Source organism: Actinopolymorpha sp. NPDC004070, from assembly GCF_040610475.1.
Lineage (GTDB): Bacteria > Actinomycetota > Actinomycetes > Propionibacteriales > Actinopolymorphaceae > Actinopolymorpha.
Map to the genome: position 1 here is coordinate 130,461 of NZ_JBEXMJ010000007.1, position 21,339 is coordinate 151,799.

18 protein-coding genes are annotated in these 21,339 nt (G+C 71.4%); 10 read left to right on the forward strand and 8 right to left on the reverse strand.

The window, feature by feature from the left end:
- Positions 1 to 22: 22 nt before the first annotated feature.
- Positions 23 to 1,234, forward strand: coding sequence for an aminotransferase class V-fold PLP-dependent enzyme (locus ABZV93_RS14690; RefSeq protein WP_354935164.1), 1,212 nt, complete (start codon positions 23 to 25; stop codon positions 1,232 to 1,234).
- A gap of 21 nt (positions 1,235 to 1,255) precedes the next feature.
- On the opposite strand, the gene ABZV93_RS14695 is transcribed toward ABZV93_RS14690, so the two are convergent.
- Positions 1,256 to 2,533 carry a M23 family metallopeptidase gene (locus ABZV93_RS14695; RefSeq protein ID WP_354935167.1) on the reverse strand — a complete coding sequence of 426 codons (1,278 nt, stop codon included), beginning with the start codon at positions 2,531 to 2,533 and terminating at the stop codon, positions 1,256 to 1,258.
- 471 nt (positions 2,534 to 3,004) lie between these two features.
- On the opposite strand from ABZV93_RS14695, the gene rpsB reads away from it, so the two are divergent.
- The 6 genes from rpsB (at position 3,005) to ABZV93_RS14725 (ending at position 8,036) form a co-directional block, all read left to right on the forward strand.
- On the forward strand, positions 3,005 to 3,982 hold the full coding sequence (gene rpsB / locus ABZV93_RS14700; protein WP_354935170.1) for a 30S ribosomal protein S2: 978 nt from the start codon (positions 3,005 to 3,007) through the stop codon (positions 3,980 to 3,982).
- A gap of 73 nt (positions 3,983 to 4,055) precedes the next feature.
- Complete coding sequence (gene tsf, locus ABZV93_RS14705; protein ID WP_354935173.1) at positions 4,056 to 4,877, forward strand: translation elongation factor Ts; 822 nt, start codon at positions 4,056 to 4,058, stop codon at positions 4,875 to 4,877.
- Positions 4,878 to 4,986: 109 nt separating this feature from the next.
- On the forward strand, positions 4,987 to 5,736 hold the full coding sequence (gene pyrH, locus ABZV93_RS14710; protein ID WP_354935176.1) for a UMP kinase: 750 nt from the start codon (positions 4,987 to 4,989) through the stop codon (positions 5,734 to 5,736).
- A gap of 188 nt (positions 5,737 to 5,924) precedes the next feature.
- On the forward strand, positions 5,925 to 6,479 hold the full coding sequence (frr, locus tag ABZV93_RS14715) for a ribosome recycling factor (protein ID WP_354935663.1): 555 nt from the start codon (positions 5,925 to 5,927) through the stop codon (positions 6,477 to 6,479).
- Positions 6,480 to 6,519: 40 nt separating this feature from the next.
- Positions 6,520 to 7,419 (forward strand): phosphatidate cytidylyltransferase, encoded by a 900-nt coding sequence (locus tag ABZV93_RS14720; RefSeq protein ID WP_354935179.1) that lies wholly within the window; start codon positions 6,520 to 6,522, stop codon positions 7,417 to 7,419.
- Positions 7,420 to 7,421: 2 nt separating this feature from the next.
- Positions 7,422 to 8,036 carry a histidine phosphatase family protein gene (locus ABZV93_RS14725; protein ID WP_354935182.1) on the forward strand — a complete coding sequence of 205 codons (615 nt, stop codon included), beginning with the start codon at positions 7,422 to 7,424 and terminating at the stop codon, positions 8,034 to 8,036.
- Positions 8,037 to 8,101: 65 nt separating this feature from the next.
- On the opposite strand, the gene ABZV93_RS14730 is transcribed toward ABZV93_RS14725, so the two are convergent.
- From ABZV93_RS14730 to ABZV93_RS14740, 3 genes are all read right to left on the reverse strand, one after another.
- A complete protein-coding gene (locus ABZV93_RS14730) occupies positions 8,102 to 9,922 on the reverse strand; it encodes an ABC transporter ATP-binding protein (RefSeq protein WP_354935185.1) in 1,821 nt (606 codons plus the stop codon).
- A complete protein-coding gene (locus tag ABZV93_RS14735) occupies positions 9,922 to 11,874 on the reverse strand; it encodes an ABC transporter ATP-binding protein (RefSeq protein WP_354935188.1) in 1,953 nt (650 codons plus the stop codon). The genes ABZV93_RS14730 and ABZV93_RS14735 overlap by 1 nt, the downstream gene beginning before the upstream one ends.
- A 300-nt stretch (positions 11,875 to 12,174) precedes the next feature.
- Complete coding sequence (locus ABZV93_RS14740; protein WP_354935191.1) at positions 12,175 to 12,606, reverse strand: TIGR03668 family PPOX class F420-dependent oxidoreductase; 432 nt, start codon at positions 12,604 to 12,606, stop codon at positions 12,175 to 12,177.
- 561 nt (positions 12,607 to 13,167) lie between these two features.
- Here ABZV93_RS14740 and rlmN point away from each other — a divergent pair.
- The 3 genes from rlmN (at position 13,168) to ABZV93_RS14755 (ending at position 15,882) form a co-directional block, all read left to right on the forward strand.
- Positions 13,168 to 14,271: a 23S rRNA (adenine(2503)-C(2))-methyltransferase RlmN gene (rlmN, locus tag ABZV93_RS14745; protein WP_354935194.1), complete on the forward strand. Its 1,104-nt coding sequence runs from the start codon at positions 13,168 to 13,170 to the stop codon at positions 14,269 to 14,271.
- 76 nt (positions 14,272 to 14,347) lie between these two features.
- On the forward strand, positions 14,348 to 14,989 hold the full coding sequence (locus tag ABZV93_RS14750) for a TetR family transcriptional regulator (RefSeq protein WP_354935197.1): 642 nt from the start codon (positions 14,348 to 14,350) through the stop codon (positions 14,987 to 14,989).
- An 11-nt stretch (positions 14,990 to 15,000) separates the two neighbouring features.
- Complete coding sequence (locus ABZV93_RS14755) at positions 15,001 to 15,882, forward strand: aminoglycoside phosphotransferase family protein (RefSeq protein WP_354935200.1); 882 nt, start codon at positions 15,001 to 15,003, stop codon at positions 15,880 to 15,882.
- Between the two features lie 62 nt (positions 15,883 to 15,944).
- Here the strand turns inward: ABZV93_RS14755 and ABZV93_RS14760 are convergent, their stop codons facing one another.
- From ABZV93_RS14760 to ABZV93_RS14775, 4 genes are all read right to left on the reverse strand, one after another.
- Positions 15,945 to 18,206, reverse strand: coding sequence for a PQQ-binding-like beta-propeller repeat protein (locus ABZV93_RS14760; RefSeq protein ID WP_354935203.1), 2,262 nt, complete (start codon positions 18,204 to 18,206; stop codon positions 15,945 to 15,947).
- Between the two features lie 150 nt (positions 18,207 to 18,356).
- Positions 18,357 to 19,358, reverse strand: a complete 1,002-nt coding sequence (gene pdxA / locus ABZV93_RS14765) for a 4-hydroxythreonine-4-phosphate dehydrogenase PdxA (RefSeq protein WP_354935206.1) — start codon at positions 19,356 to 19,358, stop codon at positions 18,357 to 18,359.
- A complete protein-coding gene (locus ABZV93_RS14770) occupies positions 19,355 to 20,728 on the reverse strand; it encodes a four-carbon acid sugar kinase family protein (RefSeq protein WP_354935209.1) in 1,374 nt (457 codons plus the stop codon). Before ABZV93_RS14770 ends, pdxA begins: the two co-directional genes overlap by 4 nt.
- A complete protein-coding gene (locus tag ABZV93_RS14775; RefSeq protein ID WP_354935212.1) occupies positions 20,721 to 21,299 on the reverse strand; it encodes a DUF6328 family protein in 579 nt (192 codons plus the stop codon). The genes ABZV93_RS14770 and ABZV93_RS14775 overlap by 8 nt, the downstream gene beginning before the upstream one ends.
- Positions 21,300 to 21,339 lie beyond the last annotated feature (40 nt).

The window sequence follows — 21,339 nt, forward strand, 5'->3', positions numbered from 1 at the left end:
GAGCGTGGCACAATCGCCCGTCGTGACCTGGGACGTGACGGCGATGACCGGTGAGGCGCCGACGGCGAAGTCAGATCCGGCAGGCTCGCCCGACTGGGGAGACACCCGGGCGGCATGGGACCTCGATCCCGAGGTCGCGCACCTCAACCACGGGTCCTTCGGCGCCGTCCCGCGGACGGTTCGAGCCGCCCAGGCCCGGTGGCGCGACCTGTCCGACGCGAACCCGATGAACTACTACCGCGAGATCCGCATCCCTGCCGTCCAGGCCGCTCGGGTGCGCGCCGCGGCCTTCCTCGGTGCCGCGCCGGACTCCCTGGGGCTGGTCGGCAACGCGACCGCGGGTGTGAGCACGGTGCTCGCGTCGTTCCCGCTCGGACCGGACGACGAGGTGATCCTGACCGACCACAGCTACGGAGCGGTGACCCTCGCCGCTCACCGCTGGGCACGTTCGGCGGGCGCACGCGTCGTGACGGCCCCGGTGGATCTGCTCGCCTCCGACGAGGAGGTGACCAGCGCCGTCCTCGCCGCGTTCACCAGCCGGACGCGCCTGCTGATCATCGACCACATCACGTCCCAGACAGCGCGGCTGTTCCCGGTCGCGGCTCTCGCCGCCGCCGCGACGGAACGAGGCGTCGCGACCCTGGTCGACGGCGCGCACGTACCGGGGATGCTGCCGGTCCAGGTCGAGCGGCTCGGAGCCGACTTCTGGGTGGGCAACTTCCACAAGTGGGCATTCGCCCCGCGCGGGGTGGCCGGCCTGTGGATCGCCCAGCCGTGGCGCGACCGGATCCGTCCGCTGGTCGCGTCCTGGAGCGAGGAACACGAGTTCCCGGCCGCGTTCGACCAGCAGGGGACCGCGGACGACTCTGCCTGGCTGGCCGTTCCCGACGCCCTCGACTTCTTCACCGCCTGGCAGCCGCAGCGGCTGCGCGACCACAACAACGCGCTCGCGGCGTACGGACAGCAGGTGGTGGGCGCCGCCCTCGGCGTCGCACCGGAAGCCGGCGGAGGTGCGCCCGAGTTGTCCATGCGGATCATTCCGTTGCCGGCGGGAGTGGCCACCGACCAGGAAGGCGCGCACGCACTGTCCGGCCGCATCGCGAAGGACCTGCGCATCGAGGTGGCGGTCACCTGCTGGCGTGAACGCGGCTTCGTGCGGGTCTCGGCCCAGGCGTACAACGCGGCCGAGGAGTACGAACGCCTCGCGACCGGCCTCGCCCACCTCCTGGGCTGAGCACCGCCGGACCCTGCCTGGTCAGGCGGCTCGCCCGGACCGGCGGCGCATCGAGGCGAGGTCCACGACCGGTGCCGGCCGTCGTCTCCGGGACGGTGCCGGCCCGAGCGCGGAGCCGAACGCCGGGGCGGGCGGCGCAGAGGGCGGCCGGGGCGGCAGCGGTGGCCGGACCATCGGGGCGCCGCTGCGACGGACCAGCAGACCCGCCGCGACCGCACCGGCGAGGGCACCTGCCGCGGGAGCCATGACAGTGGTGAGCAGCGTCGGCATCCCGGTCCTCGAGGCGCCGAGCCGGCGGTCCTGGCCGGCCGTGTCATCGGCACGCGGGGACGGTGTCGCGAGCGAGGACAGCGCCATCGGTATCGCTGCTGGAGAGAACTCGGCCCCTCGGACGTACTTCGGCCGCGTGGCCCCGGTCCCCGGGGCTGACTCGCCCCTTCGGGCGGGCTCGTCCGGTGGGGAGGGCACGCTCGGCGAGTTCGCCGCCGGCCGGATGGCGGAAGGTGGCGGAAGGGTGAACGGGGTCCAGCGCACGTTCGTCAGCAACGATGCTGCCGCCGGACCCGACGAGCTCGACGAAGCCGAGGGGCCCGACGGGCCGGCTACCAGCGTGGCCGTCGTGGTCGGTGCTGCCGACGCAGGGCCTAGATCTCGGCGGTCCCCGCGACCGGCTCGGTGTGGCCGCAGGGCCGGCGCCACCGCCTCGGTGGACCGGTGCCCGTCGAGGGGGAGCAGGCGCGGCGGGCCGGTACCGAGCAGCGACAGCGGGTCGAGGTAGTCGTCGCCGCGAAGTAGCCCCCAGTGCAGGCACGTTCGCGGCGCACAGTGACCGCCGGCCGTACGCAGCAGGCCCACCTCGGTGCCCGCGTCGACGTGGGCACCGACCGAGACCTCCGGGGTCACCGGTTGGTAGGTCGTACGGAGGTCTCCGTGCCGGACCGTGACCATTCCGCGCCCGGCGAGGAGACCGGCGTAGGTGACCACGCCCGCACCGGCGGCGCGGACCGGCTGACCGTCAGAGCCCAGCAGATCGACACCGCGGTGCCCCCGGCCCCACGGTGCGTCGGGCGGATCGAAGCGACGGACGATCTCCGGGCGCGGTGACAGCGGCCACACCCAGCGTGACGGGGCCGCGGCCGAGGCCGCCGCAGACGCATGAGTGGAAGACGTCGCGAACGCCACCGCGGACGCGGCTGCCGCGTCCGCCAGAAGCACCACGAGCGCCAGGCCGGCCGTGATCAACAGGGCGGTGCGGCGTGGGACCGCCGGACGTGCGGAAAAGAGGTGGGAGGGAGTCATGGGCTGATCGTTTCGGGCGGCGGGAGGCCCTGCCCGAAGGAACGCAGCCACTGTGGACGGGGCCGCCGGTCGGGAGGCTGTGGACGAAATCGGCCGCCCGGACGCGGCGCCGGGACCAACTCCGGCGATCGAGTACACTTCACCGGGCAATCCGTCTACCCGCCGTCTCGGAGTACGCCACCGCGTAGCCCGGGCCGGTGCTGGGCCTGCCGGTCCGAACGGGTTGCACGGCACAGCAAGCACGACGAAGCACCACAATTCGATATCAGCGACATCACCGATATCAGACCAACACATTACGCACGCCCGCTCTCCAAGTCGTTCCGACGACGCGGGCACACCTCTCGGTCCCTGCGGGCATGAAGCCAGGCGGGGCTTGGGTGTGCGCGGGCGTCAGGGGCACGACCAACCGGGTCGAGGCCACCGAACCGAGAGCGCGCTCCCACGGAGCGCAGAGGAGGACATACGGCCATGGCCGTCGTCACGATGAGGCAGCTGCTCGAGAGCGGCGTTCACTTCGGACACCAGACCCGGCGCTGGAACCCGAAGATGAAGCGCTACATCTTCACCGAGCGCAACGGCATCTACATCATCGACCTGCAGCAGTCGCTGTCGTACATCGATCGTGCGTACCAGTACGTCAAGGACACCGTGGAGCACGGCGGCTCGATCCTTTTCGTGGGTACGAAGAAGCAGGCCCAGGAGGCCATCGCCGAGCAGGCGACCCGGGTCGGGATGCCCTATGTCAACCAGCGCTGGCTGGGCGGCATGCTCACCAACTTCCAGACCGTCTACAAGCGGCTGCAGCGCCTCAAGGAGCTCGAGGAGCTCGACTTCGACGACGTGGCCGGCTCGGGCATGACCAAGAAGGAGCTCCTGCAGCTTCGCCGCGAGCGGGACAAACTCGACCGCACCCTCGGCGGTATCCGCCGGATGCAGCGGCTGCCCAGCGCGGTGTGGATCGTCGACACCAAGAAGGAGCACCTCGCCGTCGACGAGGCCAAGAAGCTCGGCATCCCGGTCATCGCGATCCTGGACACCAACTGCGACCCCGACGAAGTCGACTTCCCGATCCCGGGCAACGACGACGCGATCCGTTCGGTCTCGCTGCTCACCCGGATCATCTCCGACGCGGTCGCCGACGGGCTGATGGCCCGTGCCGGTGGTGGCGAGGAGACGCAGGTCGGCGCCGAGCTCGGTGCCGAGGAGCCGCTGCCGGAGTGGGAGCGGGAGCTCTTGGCGCGCTCGGAGGCCGAGGCCGCCGCAGGTGGCGAGGGTGAGAAGGCCGTGAACGGCGGGCAGGCTGCCGCGAGCACCGAGTCGGCGACCCCCGAGGCTGCGACCCCCGAGGCTGCGAGCACCGAGGCCGCCAGCACCGAGCAGGCCGCTCCGGCGCAGGCCACGGCCACCGCCGACGCTCCGGCCGGCGAGTCCGACGGCAACGCCTGAGCTCGGCAGCGCAAGCCGCCCGAGTTCGAGGCATCCACTGACGCCCACTGAGCAAGAGAGCGATCCACTTCAGATGAGCACCATCACAGCAGCCGACGTGAAGCGGCTCCGGGAAGCCACCGGGGCCGGGATGATGGACTGCAAGAACGCCCTTCAGGAAGCCGACGGCGACTTCGAGCGCGCCGTCGAGGTTCTGCGGGTCAAGGGCGCGGCCAAGGCCGCCAAGCGCGGAGCCGAGCGCACCGCCGCCAACGGCATCGTCGTCGCCAAGGACGGCGCCCTGGTCGAGCTCAACTGCGAGACCGACTTCGTGGCCAAGAACGAACAGTTCCAGGCGCTGGGCGCCGAGCTCGCCGCTGCCGCTGCCGGCTCGAAGGCCGACTCCGCTCCGGCGCTGGCCGCGGCGACGCTTCCCGACGGCAAGACCGCCAACGAGGCGGTCGACGCCCTCGCCGCGGTGATCGGTGAGAAGCTCGCGATCGGCCGCGTTGCGGTCTTCGACGGGCCGACCGCCGTCTACCTCCACCGGCGCGCCACCGACCTGCCGCCGCAGGTCGGCGTTCTCCTCGAGTACGAAGGTGCCGACGAGGAGGCCGCGAAGAGCGCGGCGATGCAGGTTGCCGCGATGCGCCCGCAGTACGCCATCCGCGACGACGTACCCGCAGAGGTCGTCGAGAGCGAGCGGCGGATCGCCGAGGAGACCGCCCGCTCCGAGGGCAAGCCCGAGCAGGCGCTCCCGCGCATCGTCGAGGGCCGGGTCAACGGCTTCTTCAAGGACGCGGTTCTGGTGGAGCAGCCCTCCGTCCACGACCAGCACAAGACGGTCGGCCAGCTCCTCAGCGACGCCGGGGTCACCGTGAAGCGCTTCGTGCGCTTCGAGGTCGGCCAGTCCTGAGCCGTCCAGTCGCACCGGCGGGGTGCGCGCCCCGTACCCCGCCGGTGCGACTGACCTCAACCCTCACTGGAGGCGGGATCGTGAAGGCCGTACCGAAGGAAACCTGCCGATGACGGCCGCAGCCATCCCGCCCTCCGCCCCCCAGGAGCGCCCCTTCGACCGCGTACTCCTGAAGTTGTCCGGCGAGGTCTTCGGTGGCGGGCGGCTCGGAGTCGACCCGAACGTCGTGGCGAGCATCGCCAAGCAGCTCGCCGACGTCGTGCGCAGCGGCGTCCAGGTCGCGGTCGTGGTGGGCGGCGGCAACTTCTTCCGCGGCGCCGAGCTTCAGCAGGGCGGCATGGACCGGGTCCGCGCCGACTACATGGGCATGCTGGGCACGGTGATGAACTGCCTCGCGCTCCAGGACTTCCTGGAGAAGGAGCACGTCGACACCCGCGTGCAGACGGCGATCACCATGGGACAGATCGCCGAGCCCTACATCCCGAGGCGGGCGATCCGCCACATGGAGAAGGGCCGGGTCGTCATCTTCGGCGCCGGATCCGGGATGCCGTACTTCTCCACCGACACGGTGGCCGCGCAACGCGCACTCGAGGTCGGTGCCGAGGTGCTGATGAAAGCCACCTCCGTCGACGGGGTCTACGACGCCGACCCCAAGCAGGTGCCCGAAGCGACGAAATTCGAGCAGATCAGCTTCGGCGAGTGCCTGCGCAGGCGGCTGCGGGTCGCGGACGCGACCGCGTTCAGCCTGTGTATGGAGCACCGCTTGCCGATCATCGTCTTCAACCTGCTCGAGGACGGCAACATCGCTCGGGTCGTCCGGGGTGAGAGGATCGGAACACTCGTCTCGGCCGACTCCTGACGGAGCAGTTCGGGTCGCAGTGAGCGAAGTGGTCGGCCTCGCGGCGCGTGCGCGGTTCCGGCCACGAAGCGAACGACGTGCCGAACGCGCCACCCGCAGAAAGCACTCGTGAAGGCCAAACCCCAGCCGGAGCGCCCCCGGGGCCGCAGGCCGGGCAACCGAGGACGAAGGAGACCGCGACCGTGACCATCGACCAGACTCTCCGCGACGCGGAACAGAAGATGGGCAAGGCCGTTGACTTTGCCAAAGACGAGTTCGCCGCGATTCGGACCGGCCGTGCGCATCCGGCCATGTTCGCGAAGATCCAGGCGGAGTACTACGGCACGCCCACGCCGATCCAGCAGCTTGCCTCCTTCCAGATTCCGGAGGCCCGGCTTGTTGTGATCTCTCCGTACGACAAGAACTCCATGGCGGCGATCGAGAAGTCGATCCGCGACTCCGACCTCGGCGTCAACCCCGCCAACGACGGCAGTGTGATCCGGATCGCGCTGCCTGAGCTGACCCAGGAGCGCCGCAAGGAGTACGTCAAGCTCGCCAGGCAGAAGGCGGAGGAGGCGCGGGTCTCGGTCCGCGGCGTCCGCCGGCACGCGAAGGAGGCGCTGGACCGCCTGTCCCGCGACGGCGAGGCCGGCGAGGACGACGTGGCTCGCGCGGAGAAGCACCTCGACTCGCTGACGCGCAAGTACGTCGAGCAGGTCGACGGTGTTCTCAAGCACAAGGAAGAAGAGATCCTCGAGGTCTAGTCGTGGCTCCACATCCGCAAGACCTGCGAGGAAGCTGCCGGTGCAGGACATCGTGACCCATCCCTCCTCCGGCGGCGACGCGTCCCACACCGACCCCGGGCCGGACGCCGTTCCGGCGCGTCCGCGGCCCCGTCCGGGCCGCAACCTGGTGGCCGCGATCGGTGTCGGTTTGCTGCTGGGCGTCGTGGTGCTCGCCTCCCTGTTCATCGTCAAGGCCGTGTTCGTCGGCTTCGTGGTGGTCGCCGTCTGCGTCGCCGTCATCGAGCTTTCCCGTGCTCTCCAGCCCGCCGGTGTGCGCCTTCCCTTGGTGCCGCTCCTGGCGGGGGTGGTCGGGATGCTGGTCGGTGCCTACGTCGGGCAGACCCCGGCGCTCGCCGGCGCGTTCGGGCTGACGGCGCTCGCCCTCTGTATGGGCCGGTTGACCGGGGGACGTGACGGCTTCGTTCGCGACGTCACCGCCGGTGTCTTCGTGGCGATGTACGTTCCGTTCCTCGCCGGCTTCGCGATGCTGATGCTCCGGCCCGAGGACGGTCCGCTCCGGGTCGTCGTCTTCGTCGCCGTCACCGTCGCCAGCGACGTCGGCGGCTACACCGCGGGCGTACTCTTCGGCCGCCATCCGCTGGCGCCCTCGATCAGTCCGGCGAAGACCTACGAGGGGCTGGCCGGTTCGGCCGTCTTCTGCCTGGCCATCGGCGTCGCCGGCGTGATGGTCCTGCTGGAGGGATCGTGGTGGGCCGGGCTGATCCTCGGAGCGGCCGCGACGGTCACCGCCACCTTGGGAGACTTGGTGGAGTCCATGCTGAAGCGGGACGTCGGCATCAAGGACATGGGCAGCCTGCTGCCCGGGCACGGCGGGGTGATGGACCGGCTGGATTCGCTGCTGCCGACCGCGTTGGTGAGCTGGCTGGTGCTGAGCCTGCTGGTTCCGGTGGTGAGCTGACCGTGGCCCAGACGATCCATCTGGTACGCCACGGCCGGTCCGCGCCGGAGGAGTCCCGTCCGGCGGAGGAGTGGCCGCTGCATCCCGACGCCGGCGCGGGACTGACGGCCCTGCTCGAGTCGGGGAGGCTTCCGGTGCGGGCGCGGTGGTTCTCCTCGCCGGAGCCGAAGGCACGGGCCACCGCCCGGGCGCTGACGGATACCTCCGTCGGCTTCGTCGACGGGCTGCGGGAGATGACGCGGCCGGCGGGGCCGTGGCTGGACGCGGCGGCGTGGTCGGCCCTGGTCCGGCGTTGCATGACCGAGCCGGACGTCCCGGCGGCGCCGGGGTGGGAGGCAGCCGTCGACACCACCGAGCGTGTGGTGGGCGCCGTCCGGCGGATCGTCGACAGTTGCCCCGACGACGACGTGGTGCTGGTCGGTCACGGGACGGCCTGGACTCTGGTGGTCGCCGCGCTGACGCGGCGCCCGCCCGACCTGCAGGCGTGGGAACGGCTGAGGATGCCGGACCACTGCGTCCTCCGGCTCGACGGCGAGGACGCCGAGATCATCGCGCCTTGGGGAGTCGACGAGCCCGTCCCGACTTCTCCCGGGCCTGGCCCCTACCGGCCGTCCTGAGCGGATCAGGACCGGTCCCCGGCGCGCAAGGGCATGGGAACCGATCGTGACCCGCTGGACAGACGCTAGGCGCCGACGGGTACGAACCCGGTGCCCGGCCGGTAGTTCGGTGACTGGTGGCGGAAGTACGTGTTGTAGACCTCGCAGTACTGCCCGCCCCGACGCATCAGCGACGCGTGGTCGCCTTCCTCGACGATCCCACCGTCACGGAGCACGACGATCCGGTCGGCGTGCTGAATCGTGGACAGCCGGTGGGCGATCACGATCGACGTACGCCCTTCGAGGACGACGTCGAGTCCCTCCTGGATCTGCGCCTCGGTGAGCGGATCGACGCTCGCAGTCGCCTCGTCGAGAATGACGATGGCGGGGTCCTGGATCAGCAGCCGTGCGAGCGCGACCAGTTGGCGTTGCCCCATGGACAGGGCCTGCCCGTGTTCGCCCACCTCGGTGGCCAGGCCGTTCGGCAGCGCGGCCAGCCAGTCGCCGTTGCCGATGTGCCGTGCCGCCTGGAGGACCTCCTCGTCGCTGGCCTCAGGCCGGGGGTAGCGGATGTTGTCGGCCACGGTGCCGCCGAACAGGAACGGCACCTGCGGGACCACACCGAGCTGACGGCGGTAGTCGTGCAGGTCGAGCGATCGGATGTCGCGACCGTCGAGGTAGATGTGGCCGCCCTGGAACTCGTAGAAGCGGGTGATCAGCTTGCCGAGCGTGGACTTGCCCGCCCCGGTGTGCCCGACCAGGGCGATCATCTCCCCGGCCCGGATGTGCAGGGAGAAGTGCTTGAGCACGGGCTGGGTGGGCACGTAGCCGAACGTCACGTCGGTGAACTCGATATCGCCGCTGAGCCGGCCCACCGGACCGGGGTTGGACTGCAGCACCCGCGGGGTGGCGTCGATCAGGGCGAAGACGCGCTCGGCGGCGGCCAGGCCCTGCTGGAACTGCGACCAGAACGACGCGATGCTGGTCAGCGGGAACCAGAACAGCGCCACGGCCTGCAGGAAGAGGTACCAGTCACCGGCCGACACCCTGCCGTCGAGCACGCTGTGGCCACCGACGTGCACGAGCATGACCGTGCCCAGCCCGGCGACCAGGAACAGCAGCGGGAAGATCGCCCCGAAGACCATTCCCTGGCGCAGGGTCACGCGGTAGTTCTGCTCGTTGATCGGCCGGAACTCGTCGTAGATGGTCTGTTCCTGGCGGAAGTTCTTGGCGACCGCGATGCCGCCCATCGTTTCCTGGACGTTGGAGTTGACCCTGGCCAGGGAGCGCTGCGCCTTTCGCGTGGTGTCGCGGGCGATCCGCCGGAACGCGAGCGCGAGCGCGATGACCACCGGGGTGAGCGCGAGGGTGAGCAGCGCGAGGCCGACGTCGCGGGAGAACAGCAGGCCGGTGATGACCCCGACCAGCAGCAGCTGGCTCAGGAGGTTCATCGTCAGGGTGACGACGTTGGCGAAGTCGTCGGTGTCGGAGGTGACCCGGCTGACGATCTTGCCGGAGGGGTTCTCGTCGTAGAAGGACAGGTCGCGCTTGAGGATCGCGGCGAACGCGTCTTCCCGCAGCTGCAGCACCACGTCACCGACGACCCGGGCGCTGAACGCCTGCCGGACGAAGTTGGTGACCCAGGCGAAGACGCCGGAGAGCAGGATGAGCCCGACCAGGACCGCGATGAAGTTGGCGGAGTCGTCCTTGACCACCCGGTCCAGGCCCCAGCTGATCACCAGCGGTAGCACCGCCTGCAGCAGCGAGGTCAGGACGAGCATCGCCGCGACCACCCCCATGGCCGCCAGCTTGGGCCGGAAGTAGCCGAGGATGCGCCCGACGAGATCGCGGTCGGAGTAGGTGCGGTCGTAGTCCTCGGCCGAGAGGCCGTCCATCAAGAAGCCCATTACAGTTCCTCGCCATCGTGGTCCAGACCGGCCGTGCGCCCGGGGACGCCCGCGGGTGCCGGTTGCAGGACTCCGTCCGTGAACGCCTCGTCGCGCCCCCCGAGGCCGTGGAGCTCCACGGCCCCGTCGGTCGTAAGAGACCCGTCGGACTCGACCTCGGCGGGCAGTGCCTCGGGATGGGCCACCTCGTCGTAGTGGGCGAAGATCCGGCGATACAGCCCGCACCGCTGGAGGAGTTCGTCGTGGGTCCCCTGGTCGACGAGGGCGCCGCGCTGGATCAGCAGCACCTTGTCGGCCCAGCGGATCTGGGACAGCCGGTGGGTGATGAGCAGCGTGGTGCGGCCCTGCAGGATCCGCCGGATCGCCTGCTGGATCTCGTCCTCGGTGGCACTGTCGATGGCGCTGGTTGAATCGTCGAGGATGAGGACCGCGGGGTCGGTGAGCAGCGCCCGGGCGATGGCCAGCCGCTGGCGCTGACCGCCGGACAGGGTGACACCGCGCTCGCCGATCACCGTGTCGTAGCCGTCCTCGAGCTCCTCGATGAACGCGTGCGCCTGGGCGTCCTTGGCCGCCCGGATCACCTCGTCGCGGTGCGCGCGCTGGCCGAGGCTGAACGCGATGTTCTCCGCGATCGGCCGGGAGAACAGCACGATGTCCTGCTCGATCGTGGAGATCTGGGACCGCAGCGAGTCGAGGTTCCAGTCGCGCAGGTCCACCCCGTCGATCAGCACCCGGCCCTGGTCGGCGTCGTAGATCCGGTTGACCAGCTTGGTGAGGGTGCTCTTGCCCGAGCCGGTCTCGCCCACGATCGCCACCGTCTGGCCGGGCTCGGCGCGGAAGCTGAGGTCGCGTACGACCGGCTCACCGCCGTAGCCGAAGGAGACATTCTCGAAGACGATCTCGCCTCGCATCGTGCCCTGGTGACCGGCGGTGTTCTGGTCGAGCTCGGTCTCCTCCTGGATCAGGGTGAGGATGCGCCGCGCGCTGACGACCCCGATCTGGACCAGGGAGAACGAGAAGATGGAGATGCCGGTCGGGAACCCGAGCAGACCCATCAGGCCGAGGTAGGCGACCAGATCACCCAGTGAGAGGTCGCCCGCACGGTAGAGAACCAGCCCGTGCAGGAGCGCGCCGCCGGTGGCGACCGCGAGTAGCAGCGTCGGGAGATAGCGCGCCTGGATCATGCCCTGCTTGACGAAGGAGTCGCGGTAGCTGCGGGCGTTGCTCTCGAACCGGCGGCTCTCCTGCTCCTCCTGCGCGGTGACCTTGACCACCTCGATGCCGCGTACGGCCTCGTTCAGGCCGGCGTTGAGATTGCCGAACTGGTCGCGCATCGCGGTGGAGACGGGGTTGAGCCGGCGCATGTAGTGCCGGATCGCGAAGTAGAACGACACCGCGAACAGCACTGGTGCCAGCAGTAGCCGGGGGTCGATGAACGCGATGAAGACGATCGGGACGAGCCCCTGCAGCATCGAGTCGACGATCAGGTCGAAGCCGGGGGAGATCATCGTGCTGAGCTGGCGGACGTCGTTGGCGGCGCGGGCCATCAGGTCGCCCACCCGCTGCCGGTTGTGGAACGTCTGGCTCTTGCCGAGCAGGCTGGTGTAGAGCTCCTCGCGCGCGTCGCGCTCCATGCGCTTGGCGAGCACCTCGGTGCACAGCCGGGCGATGAGGTCGAAGACCCCGCGCAGGAGGACGAGGCCCACGAGAGCGACCACGACGCCGGCGAGCTTGCGCCGCCCCTCGTCGCCGCCGGTCACCACTGCGTCGAACGCCGAACCGGTCAGCCCCGGGATCGCGGAGTTGAGCACCACCATGAGCAGCGAACCGAGCAGGAACCCGGTGGCGTAGCGGCGGTGCCGCAGGGGGTGGGACAGGATCCAGCGAACCGGACCGCGTAGGTCGGACCGGCGCTGGTCGGCGACGGTGAACTCCGATCTGGGCGTGGGCACGAGCTTCCTCCGACGAACCAACGGGGTGGATGGTCGCACGATCGTGTCCGGTGCCGGCGCCGCGCGTGAGACCAGGACTTTCTAGCACGAAACCTGGGCTGCCCGCCAAGGGGATTTCACGAGAAAGTCGAGTTGTCGGTGGTCGCTGGTAAGGTGCCCGACACGAATTCTCTGCCCGCCGGAAGAGCGAATTCCAACCGCTGCTGAATTCGTCCGGAACGTGCCCCGGGGAACCCCCGCGGTGACGCCCGAATCTCGTCGGTGTCGAACCCGGGCCGGCTCATTCTTGGCTCGTTCGGCTTATTCGGATCCATCGGTGTAGGCCCAGCCGGTCCAGCGGTCGACCTGTACCCGGATCACCGGGCCGGCCGGCGGCGTCTCGGCGTACTGCGCGTACTTCCCGCTGAGCAACCGGACCGGCTCGGCGCGTTCGGCGGCTTCGGTCACCACCTGCGCCCGGCCATCCGCCCGTGCCCACCACAGACGGGTCCAGTCGGCGTCGTCGTAGTGGTCGGCGAGCAGCGACACCTGCGGATTCTCCGTCACCAGGCGAAGCCGGTGCAGGCGCGGCGTCGTCTTCGGCTTGTGGTCGACGGCGGTGAGGACCAGATCGCCTGCCACGGCGAACGTCACCACCACCACGTGGGGTCGGCTGTCCGCGTCCACCATGGCCAGGGCGGCGGTGCGGCTCGCCGCGAACCGCCGTCGCGCCTCCTCGCCGGTCAGCCGCATCGGTGCCCCTCCTCCTGCCGGTAGCTTCTCCGCCGGAGCGTATCCCGTCCGGCCGCCGGCAAGGGGGAACTCCGTACTGCCGTACGGAAATGAGAGCTGCGGCGGGAGGTCACGGCCCGCTAATTGCCGACCGCGGCCGGACCCGGAGCTCCGGCCCGGGAATTCGGGGCATTCATTGAATTCTCGGAAATCGCCTTGCCGGAAAGTCGGCGGGAATTCGGCGAGAATTCGCCGCCGACCCCAATTTTCACCCGTCGATCCCGCGTCCGCTCAGGCCCGGTGTGCTTCGCGGCGGCCGGGCCACCAGAACCGCCGACCGGCGCCGGCAGGTGCTCTCGGTCACCGAGGAGCGCTCGCCGGACGAACGCGAGATCATCCTGGGCTACCTGCGGGACGTGGCGGGGCGTTCCGGACGTACCTCTCCCAGGAGAGCCGGCCGGGGGAGAGGCACCCGGTGGAGCGGCACCCGGTGGAGCGGCAGCCAGGAAGCAGGCGCCGGAGAGGCGTACGACGAGCGAGTGACCGGCCCGGTTGGCGCCCTGTGTGACACTGGGAGCCGTCATGGCTGCTCCTGTTGATCTCGTCTTCGCCCCGCCGCGCCGCGGCCGCCCGCCCCGCCACCTCGCCGACCTCACTCCGGCCGAACGCCGGGAGGCGCTGGTCGAGCTCGGCGAGCCGGCCTACCGCGCCCGCCAGCTGTCGAAGCACTACTTCGGCCGGTTCCTCGACTCCGCCGAGGAGATGACCGACCTGCCGCTGGGCAGCCGCGAACGCATCGGTGCCGGTTTGCTGCCGGACCTGTTGACGCCCGTACGCACGCTCACCTGCGACGGCGGGGCGACGGTCAAGACGGTGTGGCGGCTGTTCGACGGCGCACTGGTGGAGAGCGTCCTGATGCGGTACCCGGGCCGGGTCACCATGTGCGTGTCCAGCCAGGCCGGATGCGGGATGGCCTGCCCGTTCTGCGCCACCGGCCAGGCGGGTCTGACCCGCAACCTCTCCGCCGCGGAGATCGTCGGGCAGGTGGTCGCCGGTGCGCGACTGCTCGCCAGTGGTGCCGTGGCCGGCGGTCCCGGCCGGGTCTCCAACGTCGTGTTCATGGGCATGGGCGAGCCGCTGGCCAACTACAAGACGGTGATCTCCACCGTACGCCGGCTCACCGAGGCGGTTCCGGACGGTCTCGGGATGTCCCAGCGCGGCGTCACCGTCTCCACCGTCGGGCTGGTCCCGCGGATCCGGCAGCTCACCGAGGAGGGGCTGGCGGTGACGCTGGCCCTGTCGCTGCACGCGCCCGACGACGAGCTGCGCGACGAGCTGGTGCCGGTCAACACGCGGTGGAAGGTCGGCGAGGTGCTGGACGCCGCGTGGGAGTACGCCGACCGCACGAAGCGCCGGGTCTCGATCGAGTACGCCCTGATCAAGGACGTCAACGACCAGGCGTTCCGCGCCGACCTGCTGGGCCGGCTGCTGGCCGGACATCTGGTGCACGTCAACCTCATCCCGCTCAACCCCACGCCCGGGTCGAAGTGGACCGCCTCCCGGCCCGAGGACGAGCGGGAGTTCGTCCGCCGGCTGGAGGCGCACGGCGTGCCCGTCACCGTCCGCGACACCCGCGGCCAGGAGATCGACGGAGCCTGCGGGCAGCTGGCCGCGAAGGAGTCCTGACGGCGGGCTTCGACCGACCTCCGCCGGCCGCAGGATTACAGCGAGTGTAGGAATACAGCTGGGGTAACGTGTCCGCATGTCGGACGGCGCCGGACTGCGGGAACGGAAGAAGCGGCAGACCCGCCGGACCCTGATCGAGACCGCTCTCAGGTTGTTCGACGAGCAGGGGTACGACGAGACCACCGTCGCCGCGGTCGCTGCCGCCGCGGACGTTTCCACCAAGACGTTCTTCAACTACTTCCCGAGCAAGGAAGCGGTCCTGTTCGCCGACGCCGGGGAGCGGATCGGCCTCGCCGTCTCGATCATCACCGACCACGCGGGCGAGGAGGACGTCGGCGACCTGCTGGCCCGGGCGGCCGAGGGGTTGATGGCCCTGATGGGCGCCGCCGACGGTTCGGGTGATCCGGCCGACGAGGCGCACGCCGAGTTGATCTACACGGTGCGCGCGCGTCTGGTGATGTCGGTGCCGGCGCTTCAGGCCCGGGCGCTGCACGTGCTCTTCGACGCCCAGCGGCAGCTGACCGACGCCCTGTGCCAGGCATACGCCGGCCGGCTCGACCGGGTGAGCGCCGCGGCGTTCGTGGGCGCGCTCACGGGTGCCGCGCAGGCGGCGGCGCTGACCGCCATCGCCGACGGCGAGTCGCTGGCGGAGGTGCGGGCGGCCGCTCGGCGCGGTGTCGACGTCGCGCTCGCCGGCATCCGTACGGCCGCAGGGTAACGTCTGCGGTCATGCCCGATGATCACCCCGATCTGGCGCCCGTACGCCGCCTCGACCCCGCCCACCTCGTCGCCCTGGTCAACGAGCACACCGACGCCCGGCTGACCCTGCTCGGCGCGGCACCCGGAGGGGAGGTCGGCGCCGCGTACGTCCGCTGGCCCGACGGCCGGGACGGCGTACTCACCATCGGTCCCGGGACCAGTGCCGACCAACTCCGCACCACCGCGGAGATCCTCGCGGCGGCGCGGGCGCGGGGCGTGCCTGTTCCGGCGTACGACCTGATCGCGGAGGTGCCCGATGCGGTGGCGATCGTGCAGGAACGGCTGCCGGGTTCCCCGCCCGCCCGGGACGATCTCCGCACCGTGCAGGCGATGGTCGAGCTCAACGAACGCTTCGCCGGCCTGTTGGCCGGCTGCACCGACCTGGAGCCACCCGATCTGTACCTCCGGCACAGCGGTCCGGGCTTCTGCCTGCACGAACCCCTCGCGCGTTACGACGCCCGGACCCGGGGGCTGCTGTCGTGGATCCGCGAGGTCGGCGCCGACGACGACGCCCGGATGACCGGCGACGACCTCGTGCACCTCGACTTCCACGCCGGCAACGTGCTGGTCGACGAGACCGGCGCGATCAGCGGCATCGTCGACTGGGACGGCATCGGCCGGGGCGACCGGAGGTTCGACCTGGTGACGTTGCGGTTCGGTGTCGCGTCCCGGAACGGCGACCCGGACGCCGCGCGCTGGCTGGACGACGTGATCGACCGGACCATCGAGCCCGCGACCCTGCGCCTCTACTGGGCGTCGATGAGCCTGCGCATGGTCGACTGGGTGATCCGGCACTACTCCGCCGCCGAGGTCGACCTCATGCTCGACTTCGCCGGCACCCGCATCGACTGAGGCAGGAAGGCGGACGATGACCCACGCTGTCGAGCCGTACACCCCCGCGACTTCGTTCAGGTCTACGGAAGGTCGATGCCGCGCAGGGTGCCGTCCTGGTCGCCGGTGACGAGTACGCCGTCCACGAGCACGGGTGTGCTGAAGGTGTTGGCGGGTCCGAGTTGGCGGCGGTGCCGCACGGTCCCGTCGGCGAGGTCGACGCAGGCCAGCAACCCGGTCACCGCGACGTTCCACATCAGGCCGTCGACGACGACCGGCCCGGCGTTCAGCGCCCGGGCACCGATCTCGGCCTTCCACACCGGCGTCCCCGTCGCCGGGTCGACCAGCTGCACCCGGCCCCACTCGTCGATCAGCACCACGCCGCGCTCGGTGACCGGCGAGGGGGAGTAGACGTAGCTGCCCGGCACGCTCCACCGCCGCTCGCCCGACGCGCGGTCGAGTGCGGCGGCCGAGGACACGGTGGACACCAGGACCCCGCCGCCGGGCAGCAGTTCGACCGTGTCGTCCCACGGCCCGTAGAGCAGACGGCCGTAGGAGTCCTGCCGGGTGGTGGTGTCGTAGGACCACGCCTGGGTCCCGGTCGCGGCGTCGAAGGCGTACGCACGGCCGTCCCCGCCGCCGACGTAGACGCGCTCGCCGTCGCAGGCCGCGCGGCCGGCGAAGAAGCCGTGCAGGTCGGCCTTCCAGCGTTGCTCGCCGGTCTCGGCGTGCACGGCGTACAACGTCGTGCCGGCGGAGAAGACCACGGTCGCGACGTCTCCCACCGACGTCACCAGGGGCGAGCTGAGCACTGGGTCGGGCACGCCGAAGCGCCAGCGCACGCTGCCGTCCGCCGTGTCCAGGGCGTACAGGTGATGGTCGGCGGACGGCACCAGGACGGTGCCGCCGTCCGCGGTGAACGCCGGACCCCGGTGGACCGCGCCGACGGTGCTCCGCCAGGCCACCTCGCGACCCGCGCGGGTGGGACGGAACGCCTCGACCGCGCCGCTGGTGGTCGCGGCCACGACCAGGCCGTCATGCTCGGCCAGCGCGCCCTGGATGCTGCCGGGTAGCCGCGCCTGCCACCGGTCGCGGGGTGCGTCGCCGTCGGCGGGGACGGTGAACGGCCGGGTCGCGTCCCAGCGGGCACCGCCGGCACCGAGCACCCTTACCTGCAGCCGGTGCACGCCGGCGGCCAGCGCGGCCACGTCGACCGAGCCGGACCAGCCGCCGCGGCTGCGGGTCAGGTCGGCCCAGGTGCCGGCCGAGCCACCGCCGAAGATCTCCTGCGGATAGACCTGTGCCTGGGTGCCCGTCGAGCCGGTCGAGGGCACCCGGACGTCGACCCGCACCCGGCCGCCGGAGGGCGCGCCGACGTCGATGCGTACCGGCCGGAGCTGCCGGGTGGCGCGGTCCTCCTCCAGCGGGATCGTGGTGAGGTCGCGCCGGGTCTCGGTGCCGTCGGCGGCGACGGCCACGGCGGAGACCTTCAGCACGGTGTGCCCGGCCTCGGCCACCCGGTCGACCCAGTAGTAGTAGGCGCCGTTCTTCACCGCGTTGGCCGCGACCTGGGTCAGGCCGTTGGTGCGTACGACCTGCTCGCGGTGGATGTGCCCGGCGAAGATCGCCCGCACCGGCAGGTCGGCCACCGTCTCGAAGAACGCGTCCTGGTCGTTGACGTAGTAGTGCTCACCACCCATCGGGTAGTGCAGGAAGAGCACACTCGGCCCGGCCGCGGCCAGGTCGTCGGCGAGCCGGCGCAGGCCGTCGCGACCGAAGTGGCCCGGCTCCTGCAGCAGCTGCGTCGGGTCCAGGCCGACGACGTGCAGCCCGCCGACGTCGAAGGAGTACGGCGCCGGACCGAACAGCCGGTGGTAGAGCTCGCGGCCGTGCACGTCCCAGCGCACCTCGTGGTTGCCGGGCACGTGGTGGAGCCGGTCGCGCAGCCCCGCCGGGATCGTGGACAAGTAGGCCTCGAACTCGTCGTCGGCGCCGTAGTCGGTGATGTCGCCGCAGTTGAGGACGAACGTCGGGTCGGCCGCCTCGACGGAGGCGAAGGTGCGGCGCAGGGTGGCGAGCCCTGCGGTCGCGTCGACGTTGGCGTGGGTGTCGGTGAGGACCGCGAACGACAGCGGCGCGCCGGATCCGGCGGCGGCACCTGCGCCCGAAGCCGCCGGACCGGTCACACCCGCTCCGGACGCCGCTGCCCAGGCGGTGCCGGAAGCGCCCAGCCCGCCCCACCCCGCTGCCGCGCCGCCGAGAGCACCGGCCATGGTGAGGAACCGCCGCCGCCGCAGGGCGGGTGCCAGGGACGCGCGCACAACCAGGTCGGGGCGAGGCGACATCGGGCGTCCTTCCGGCCGGAAACGATCTTCGCCGGAACGCTAGCGGCTACCGCCGACATCGCGCGCGGGTAAGGCGGTGAACGGCCGTGAACAGACCCCATCCGGCCGGTGACCGGACGGTACGGCCGCCGACGCCAGCCGTACGAACCCTCAGGCGGCGTGGCGTTCGGGTGCGAGTTCGGCCGCCTGCCGCAGCGCCTCCAACATGCTGCGTTCGTCCGCGTCCCCGGTGCCGGCGATGTCGAACGCCGTACCGTGGTCGACCGAGGTCCGCACCACCGGAAGCCCGACGGTGATGTTGACGCCCGAGTCCAGGCCGAGCACCTTGACCGGGCAGTGTCCCTGGTCGTGGTACATCGCGACCACCAGGTCGAAGTCGCCGCGTACGGCCCGGAAGAACACCGTGTCGGCGGGCAGCGGACCACGCGCGTCGATCCCGTCGGCCCGCGCGGCGGCGATGCCGGGTGCGACCTTCGTCTCCTCCTCGCCGTTGCCGAACAGGCCGTTCTCACCCGCGTGCGGGTTGATGCCGCAGACCGCGATCCGCGGCGCCTCGACCCCGGACCGCACCAGCGTCTCGTGGCCGCGCCGGATCGTACGCTCGACCAGCCCGGGCTCGATCCGCTCCACCGCGTCCACCAGGCCGATGTGGGTGGTGCAGTGCACCACGCGCAGCTTCGGCGCGCTCAGCATCATCGACACCTCGGGCGTGCCGGTCAGCGCGGCGAGGATCTCGGTGTGCCCGGGGTAGCGGTGCCCGGCCGCGTGCAGTGCCTCCTTGTTCAGCGGTGCGGTGCAGATGGCGTCCACGTCGCCGGTCGTGGCGAGCTCGACTGCCCGCTCGATGTAGCGGAACGCGGCGTTTCCGGCGACCTCGGACAGCTTGCCGAACTCCAGGTCGGCCGGGATCAGCCCGAGGTCGATGCAGTCGACAGTGCCCGCGGTGTACGCCGCGTCGGCGGGGGAGGCGACCTCGCGTACGTCCAGGCCGGTGCCGGTGAGCTCGACCGCGCGCCGCAGCCGGCCGGCATCCCCGACGACGACCGGGCGGAGGAGGTCGTAGGTCTCCCGGTGGGCGAGGGCCTTGACGACCACCTCGGGGCCGATGCCCGCGGCGTCTCCCATGGTGATCGCGATGACAGGACGGTTCATCGTTCTCCTTCGGCGGATGGCGAGTGGGCGGACGAGTGGGTGGACGAGGGGACGTGCGAGGCGGTGAACGCGGCGAGCCGGGCCCGGGCGCGCCGCAGCGTCGCCGGATCGCCGAACGCGCCGGCCTTGGTGACGACCGGCAGCCGCCGTGGTCCGGTCGTCACCGACAGGGGTACGCCGGGTTCGACCTCGGCGTACAGGCGCAGTCCGGGTACACCCCAGGCGCGCAGCAGACCCGTGGCGGTGTCCCCGCCGGTGAGGACGAGCCCGGCCACCAGGTCGGCGCACGGCCTGGTGAGCTCACCGAGCCGGGCGGTCAGCCGGTGGTCGTCCGGCCCGGCGGCGCCGAGGTCGTCGGCGAGGGTGAGGACGACGTCGGTGCCCGCGTGCAGGTGCCGCCGGATCGCCGCGAGGGTCACCTCGACGTGGTAGTCGAGAGTGGGGACCGGCACCTCCACGTGGCCGGCCCCGTCGGCCAGCAGGTGGTGAGCCTGCTCGCGGGCCGACGCGTGCACGCTGCCCACGGCGACCAGAACCGGCCCGGCCGGGTGGACGTCGCGTCCGTACCCGCTCAGCTCGGGATCGACTGTCAATCCATCCTTGCCTGGTCCTGTCAAGCCGGGCTTGTCAGCCGGATCGGTGCCGTCGGCGTCATGGACGTCGGTGAGCTCCAGCGCGGTGGGGAGTAGGTGGGCGAGGCCGGCCGAGCCCACCCACACCACCGGACGCGCCAGCGCGGCCGCGGCCCCGGCGATCGCGGCCAGGTCGGCGTCGGTCTCGGCGTCGCACAGCAGGGCCCGAACGCCGGACCGCAGGGAGCGTTCGAGGACCGTCCGCGGGTCGGTGCTTCGTACGGCCGCCAGACCGACGCGCCCCGTGCGCACGCCGGCGCCTTCCAGCCGGACCGCGAGATCGCCCCCTTCGGCAGGGACGCCGTGCACCCGCTGGACGCCCCCGACCGTGCTGCGGCCCGCGGCCGGGAACGCCGGCGCCACCACCGCCACCGCGTCCGGATGCCAGGCCCGCAACGCGGCGGCGACCTCGGTCCCGAGATGACCGCGGGCCATCGAGTCGACCTTCTGGTAGAGCACGCGGGTCCCGGCGACGCGAAGCGCCTCGACCACCCGCCCCGTCGTGGACGCGGCCCGGCCGGCGGCCACCCGGCGCGTACCGGCGTCGATGGCGAGCACGTCGGTGTGGCCATGGGAGGACTCGGTGACCCCGCCGGCGAGAAGCTCCTCGGCCCAGGTCACGGTGGTGGTCATCCGGGCCCGCAGGAAGCCGGCACCGGTGTCGGCCGCGCCGGTGAGGTCGTCGGCGACGACGGCCACCCGGAGCCCACGAGTCGGCCCAGGAGTCGGGTCAGCCATGGTCGGCGTCCCCGGACCCCTGCTCGGGTAGTTTCCGTTGCGCGCGCAACTTCCGGTCCAGGGCCGCCAGCCGCCTGGTGGGAAGGACGTACCACGCCACCGCGAACATCACCAGGACGAACGCCGCGGGCGCCAGCGCGACGGGCAGGCCGAACACGAAGTCCATCACCAGCAGCACGGCACCGTCGATGGCGAGGAGCAGCACGAGCATGCCCGCCCGCGCGAACCGGTTGGACACCCGTACGATCTCCGGCTTGAGGCCCTTCGCGAACAGCGCGCGGTGGTAGGCGACCGGTCCCATCAGCAACGCGGTCGCGACGCAGCACAGCAGCAACGTGACGACGTAGGTGACCCGGCTGAAGCTCGAGGTCTCGGCGAACCTCGGCTGCACCGCGAGGATCAGCAGGAAACCGAAGAGGATCTGCACACCGGTCTGCAGCACCCGCAGTTCGCCGAGGATCTCGGCGAAGTTCCGGTCCGCCCGCTGGACCCGGGTCTCACCCGGCCGCAGGGGACGGCGGGGCCCGGGGCGGCCCGGTCCGGAACTGTCCGTGCTGTCCATGCTGCCCATGTCCGCATCATGCCCGGGACCGCCTGCACCGCGCAGCCCG